We start from the raw sequence: 6334 nt of genomic DNA, 5'->3' as shown, positions 1-6334 counted from the left end.
AAAAATGACTTCATCGCCAATGTATTTTCGCATGGCTTGCGCCTGATCAACGGGATTTATAACTGCTTTACCTGTATATTGCCAGACAAATGAAAAATGGTGATGATCTGCCATTTTTTGCGACAGCTTTAAATCGTAGTAAATAATGTTCTGCGTAAAATCACCAATAGTAATATGAACTTGATCAGAAAAATGTGCCATAATTAGTTAGAATAGATCTTTATAGTTATTTAAATGGTTGATTCGTTTTGAAACGAAATCGATTAAATAAATATAAAGTTTTAACAAACTACTAAGCGCCAGTAAAAGGCAAAAGAATAACAGAATAGGACACAATCGTATAAAATGCCAAAAGTGCAAATAGAAGTTTTCACTTAAGAACAAAAAAAAAACTCTTTTTTAGTTTAATTTAGACAAATCTACTGTTTTTTAAAACCGCTCGAGCTGAATTTTCTAGTTTCTACACGTTTCTCCTTAATACTTAAAGTAAATTTTATTTCTTGAATAACATTAGGTTCAGCACTTACAATCTGATTATTATCTTCAACCTCAACATATTCTGAAAGACCTGTTTTTTCAAGACTAACAGTGTAAGATCCTTTTGGAACATACAATATAAAATTTCCGTTTTCATCCGTTTTGGTTGTAAACGCTTTTCCGTTATCGCCAATTGCAATGAGCGGCAGGCCACCTTTTTTCTTTGTTATATCAAAGCTTTTATCAGTTGTAATATAAGTTATTGATCCTTTAATAGCGGCTGTTTTATTTAAGCCAATGGCAATTTTGGTATCTTTATTTACGTTCACTTTTACTTCATCAGCATACCATTCATTTGTATTAACGGGTTTTACAGAATATGAACCTTCGGGTAATGATCTGTATTTTAGAATTCCATTAGTATCAGTTCTAAACGCTTTTCCTTCAATTATTACAAGTTGGTTCACAGCTGGTTCGTTTTTGTTTCCCGTTTCATAGTAAACATAAACTTCAAGTTCATTTCTTGATCTATCAATTTTTATAGGATTAAAACGCTTTGTAAGTCCAACTTGAATCGTATTTAATGTGTTTATACTAGTCGAAAAATCGCTGTAATAATTATAAAGAAAAACCGTGAAATCTTTTGTTACATCATAATCCAAACGTCCAGTAAACTGAAGCGATTCACTAATTATGCTGTTTTTAGAATACACCATTCCAACATTAACATTTAGTTTATCATTAAAAAACTTGTGCTGTAAAGTAGGAGAGATGGTAAGATTGGTGTATGTATCGTTGATGCCTAACTGTGAGTTGGCAATGATTTCTCCTAAGTAAAAGTTATTGTATTGATAGAAGGCTAGAAGATTAAAGAATTTCCAACTGTAAATAAAGTTTGTTTTAAAATGAAACTCCTTGTTTTCAATTGTATTAGCAGAAAAAAGTCCACCCTCAAAAGACAACGATAAATTTTGTTTTGTAGGAGCATTAAAGTAGGTTAAACCCAAAGTCATTCGAGCAGCTTTCATTGAGTATTCTTCTGGAGTAAGCGTGCTTGTAAGCTGTTCTTTACGACTTTCAGTATAGTAATAAGGAGAGAGCGATACTACCAATGAAGAAAATCGTCGAGATGCTCCAATGTCATAACGTGCTGTTGAAAAATGCGTAGAGGTAAATTGATTTCCAAATGCTTCTGGTTTTGCCGATAAATAATTGTAAACTCCCCAGAAGTTATATTTACCAACAGGCAGATTTACTCGTTCATTTAGGTTTACAACTCCTTTTCTCATTCCCGAAAAATAACCTGAGCTAAGGTAGTTGGAACTGCTGTAGAACAAATTTTTAAATTTACCATTAAACTGAAGTTCTCCTGCGCCGCCGAGTTTGTTTCCAGTTTCCATATTAGAAGTTAGATTACTTACAGCACCGCCAAACCTAAGGTTAAAACTTTCTGATGTATACAATGAAAAACGAGATGATGCGAGATAGTTTTTGGTTCCAGAATAAGTGTCATCATCATAGATAATTGTATTTTCGTAACCTTTTTTCTGCATCCATCCGTTATTATGGGTAAATACAGCCCATGCGGATTTACCAAAAGACAAACTAGGATTGTCGATCAGATTAAATGTTTTATCAATTGCACCAGCTTCAATAGTATTTTTTTCATTGGGTTTATAAAAAGCTTCGGCACCTCGTCCAATTAGATTCATGTCAAAAAACTTCGATACGTTTCCAATTGTAGCTCCAAAGTTCTTTTGACTGTATCCAAGCCAAGTATTTCTTAAAAAAACTTGATCTGAATTCTCCCACCAGTTCATGTCTAAATTTGCCTGCAAAGTGCCTTTATTTATTTCGGCTTTAGCATTGGCATACAAAAAATAAGCATTTGTATTGTCACTGTTATGCTGTACACTTGCGGTAACCTGATTGGTTTGGTTGAAATCATAATTATAATCAGGACTGTATGGCATAACATATCTTCGGTCCTGTCTAATAGAACTGGCTCTTACCGTACCGTTAGTGATAATATCGCCATTATGATACAGTGCCGTAATATTGATGGTAAAATCCTCTTGATTTAATATAGTCTTGTTTACTATTTTTTTCAAGACTACAGTAGTATCAGTAAATGGCTGAATATTAATATCCTTATTTTCTATAGCACTTCGAGTAATAAAATCAGGATAACGGGCTAAAATGGTGACTTTTTGAGCGGTATTGCCCTCGTTAGAAATACGAATTGGTATTGCTAGACTATCACCAGTTCTTTCGTAGATTATGTTTGTTTCCAAAAGCATAACTTTTACCAGTTTACGTTCACGAATTAAAACGGGTAAAAAAACACTTTTAGCAACTGAAGTTCCAGAGATCGTAAATACAGCTTCTATAGTGCTTTTGTTTCCTGCTTTGGCAGTTGCAGCGACAATAGCTTTTACAGGAATAAAAATACTGTCGTGGGCGGCTAGTGCTATGTTTTTGGATTTTCGCTGCGAAAGGTAAATATCTTCGTGACTGCTTAGGGCATCAAAAATTCCTTCAATAGGATTAGAGCTGGTGTTTACAATTTTTACGTAAGCTTCTATAACCTCTTTGCTGTTTGTTTCAATTTTATTGTTTGTAAATTCTATAGTAAAGCGGCCATCTTGTGACCAAGCGCTTAAACTTGATCCCAAAACAGTAAAAAACAATACTATTTTATAGAATTTACTCAGCATTATAAAAAAGGGTTAATTGGGCATTATTACAAAATATACTCTAGTGCTGTATGTTCCCGGATTAACATTTAGTCCCGGACTATTAGCAGGAATGAAAAACTTTACATTGTATGTGATATCCTGAGGTGTACTGCTGGATCTAATCGATACTGGCTGTGTTGTGGTCGATAGGGTTACCGGAGAAATTATTTGTAATCCTTTATAAGTTTGATTTGTACTTAATTGTAATTTTAAATTAGAAAGCGGCAGTGTCTGCGATGATGTTGAAGATATAAAATCGCCAGAAGCTTCTACAGCCAGCTGTGAATTATAAGTGTTAACTCGAAGTGCATTTGGAATTGTAACCGATTTTTCTTCGGTATAATCCGATGGCGTATTGTAGTTTAAATTAAACTGCTGCGCACCATTTTGCAGTATAACGCTTTGACTTCCAAAATTTCCTCCAAAAGACAACTGAAACCTTGCGTCACCAATAGGCGAGGTGTAGATTCCAATTAATTGTTCTGTTCCGTTGCTTATTTTATAAAGCTTAAATTCATAGGATGTATTATACATTCCGTTTGGACTTACCAATAAATGATTTCCTCCTTGAATGGTTAAGTTATATCTAAAAAGTCTGTTTACGGCACCATTTAAGTTTACATTGCTGTGAATAAGAGTAATTTCATTGTATTTGCTCAGCTGAAATACTTGGTTTGGAACATTGATAAATATTCCATTTGCTGATCCGCTGTTTTCTTGACTGTTAAATTTTAAATAAGCATATTGAGCCCCTACAGTATAGGCGCTGTTTACTTCACTGGTAAAATCCTGTGTAAGTCTTGCCGTAAGTTTCCATTCGTTTACATCCATATTAGTACCATAATACTGTATTGGAATAGAAATTTGATTGTTTAATGTTTTTCCTGAAACCATTTCTGCATAAGTAGAAAATACAGGCTGCCCATTATTATAAGCACCCAGCATATACTGTGCAGTAGCAGTATATTGTACACATAAGAAAAAAACGATAAAGGTTATTATTTGTTTCATAGACTAAATTCTAACTCAGCAATTTTTATAAGGTCGTTTTCGCCATAAGTTAAAATGGCCGAAACGGTGTAGTTCCCTTTAGCAAGATCGGCTGGTAATTGTTGTTTTAGGATTCTAATGTCCTTTGGAAGCGTGTAAAATTCAGACTCTTTTAAGGTGCTTTTTTTTCCAGTGCTATTATCAAATAATTCCCATTTTACCTTTCCATCCGTCCATAAATCGCCTTGATTTTCGATTTTTAGTTCAATGATTTTATTTTTATTATCATCAGAGTAACTTGTAAAATCAACAAAATCAACAACAACTTTATTTTCTTTAATAAAACTATGATACACTTTTACGCCCATTCTTACGGTTACTTGTATAGCAGCACCATTTTGATCTGTTGCCATTCCGGGATTAAGCTGCGTAAAGAAAATCATACCTGTATGTACAGGCACAGAGGAATCAGCAGTTGAAGGAACTTTAAAAATCACTTCAACTTGTTTAGTTTCACCCGGTTTTACAACAAAATAAGATGATGGTAATATTTGTATCCAATCTGTACATGAAGTTGGAAGCGTATTTGCCGGTACAATTTTATTGTTGCCAGACGGCTCATATTCCCAGTCGCTAAAAGAAACACCCACTTCAAGTTCTTTATCTGTAGGATTTGTTAAAGAGACATACTGAGAACCCGATGCCCCAGAGTTTAATTTATAATATAAACGTCCTGGCGATACAGATATTCCTGCCTGAGCTTGAATCTGATTTGCCATGAATAACCCAACTAAAATCAATATAAACTTCTTCATATTTTTATTGTTTGTTACTAGTAAATATACCAATTATTGCGGAATTAGGGAGTACATAACCGTAGTACTATAGGTGCCTGATTCGCGATTAAGATAACTTGGTGATTTTGTTTCTGGTATTGCGTAGTTCACATGAAATCCGCGTCCCCATTCTCCTGAAGGAGATTTTATAATAGTTGCAGGCAGCGCCGAAAGCATAATTTGAGGCACTACTTGAAGTCCTGCGGGCGGCTGAGCAGTAGAATTTGTAAGGCTGCCAGTTACTGTTTTTACAGCAACTGTATTTACAGGTAACGAAGTACTATTTCCATTATGAGAAAAATATTCCGTGCTTGCTTTTACAGTTACTTCATAAGCAGTGCTCGAACTCACTTTTATATGATTCGTTTGCTGTCCAGAATCATTTCCCAAAAGGAAATGAGAAGGCTTAGCCATACTTATGTTAACAGTTGGCTGAGAAATTTGTATGCTTTGTACCTGCGCAATAGTCACATTTACCTGTGTTTGCGCTGAGCCTATATTTTGTGCCATTGCGGCTATAGGACAAAGCAGTAAAAATAAATCTTGTATGTTTTTAAGAGTTTTCAAGCCTAATTATATTTCTAAAATGGTTAAACAATACCCTCCAGAAAACAACTAATTCTGAAAATAATAGAGATAAAAACGGCACTAACCGCATAAAGCAGATTAGTGCCATTTTATTAAAAGTTTTTATTATTAGTTTGCTACTATAGTGTAAGTAAGCAAAGTACTGTAAACAGCTTCAGGTTTGTTTAAGTATACAGGAGCACTAACCGGAGGAATAGTGTACTGTACATTGAATCCGCGAATATCGCCTGTAGTTGATGAAATAAGTTCAACTGGAGCAGTTACACTAAGCGCTGGAGCATTTGCAGGGAAAGCTGCGTTTGATCCTGCATCAATACTGCCCGGAGCACCAGAAAAAGTTCCCGGTGTAGTTTTAACAACAACAGTCGATACTGGAATAACATCATTACCAGGTGATGTCAAGTCCGTAGAGGCCTGAATAGTTACTTTGTAACCATTAGTTGCACTTACTTTAACATGATTTGGTAAAGAACCTGTAGTGTTGCCTTCTGTAAAATTAGCTGCAGTATTCATTGCGATAGTAACTGTTGGATTAGTCACTTCGATAGAATAAACGTTTGCAAGATTTACGTTTAAATTAGTTGTTTGAGCAAAAATAGAATTTGTCGACAACGCAATAATTGCAAATGATGCAGCCATTAAAAAATTTTTCATTTTATACATTTTTTTTAGTTTAAGCCCTTTTTGGTGGAGGCTTATTATATT

General features: G+C 34.5%; 5 protein-coding genes and 1 pseudogene. All 6 read right to left on the bottom strand.

The window, feature by feature from the left end:
* Nucleotides 1-201, bottom strand: a pseudogene (locus ACHRV0_RS21465) (type IV secretion protein Rhs); the annotation flags it as partial.
* Nucleotides 202-419: 218 nt separating this feature from the next.
* Complete coding sequence (locus tag ACHRV0_RS21460) at nt 420-3194, bottom strand: hypothetical protein (protein WP_395442473.1); 2775 nt, start codon at nt 3192-3194, stop codon at nt 420-422.
* Between the two features lie 12 nt (nt 3195-3206).
* Entirely contained in the window at nt 3207-4226 is a 1020-nt protein-coding gene (locus ACHRV0_RS21455) for a hypothetical protein (RefSeq protein WP_395442471.1), read from the bottom strand.
* Nucleotides 4223-5020 carry a molecular chaperone gene (locus ACHRV0_RS21450; RefSeq protein WP_395442469.1) on the bottom strand — a complete coding sequence of 266 codons (798 nt, stop codon included), beginning with the start codon at nt 5018-5020 and terminating at the stop codon, nt 4223-4225. The genes ACHRV0_RS21455 and ACHRV0_RS21450 overlap by 4 nt, the downstream gene beginning before the upstream one ends.
* Before the next feature lie 33 nt (nt 5021-5053).
* On the bottom strand, nt 5054-5608 hold the full coding sequence (locus ACHRV0_RS21445; protein WP_395442467.1) for a hypothetical protein: 555 nt from the start codon (nt 5606-5608) through the stop codon (nt 5054-5056).
* Nucleotides 5609-5737: 129 nt separating this feature from the next.
* Nucleotides 5738-6283 (bottom strand): hypothetical protein, encoded by a 546-nt coding sequence (locus tag ACHRV0_RS21440; RefSeq protein ID WP_395442465.1) that lies wholly within the window; start codon nt 6281-6283, stop codon nt 5738-5740.
* Between the last annotated feature and the right edge of the window lie 51 nt (nt 6284-6334).

Origin of the sequence: Flavobacterium sp. FlaQc-30 (assembly GCF_044005885.1) — a bacterium.
Lineage (GTDB): Bacteria > Bacteroidota > Bacteroidia > Flavobacteriales > Flavobacteriaceae > Flavobacterium.
The sequence above is the reverse complement of the archived record's forward strand: the minus strand, read 5'-3'. Positions and strand labels throughout refer to the sequence as shown.

Coding starts and splice junctions, on each gene's coding strand:
- ACHRV0_RS21450 (WP_395442469.1), bottom strand. CDS start 5,020: ATGAAGAAGTTTATATTGATTTTAGTTGGGTTATTCATGGCAAATCAG.
- ACHRV0_RS21440 (WP_395442465.1), bottom strand. CDS start 6,283: ATGAAAAATTTTTTAATGGCTGCATCATTTGCAATTATTGCGTTGTCG.
- ACHRV0_RS21460 (WP_395442473.1), bottom strand. CDS start 3,194: ATGCTGAGTAAATTCTATAAAATAGTATTGTTTTTTACTGTTTTGGGA.
- ACHRV0_RS21455 (WP_395442471.1), bottom strand. CDS start 4,226: ATGAAACAAATAATAACCTTTATCGTTTTTTTCTTATGTGTACAATAT.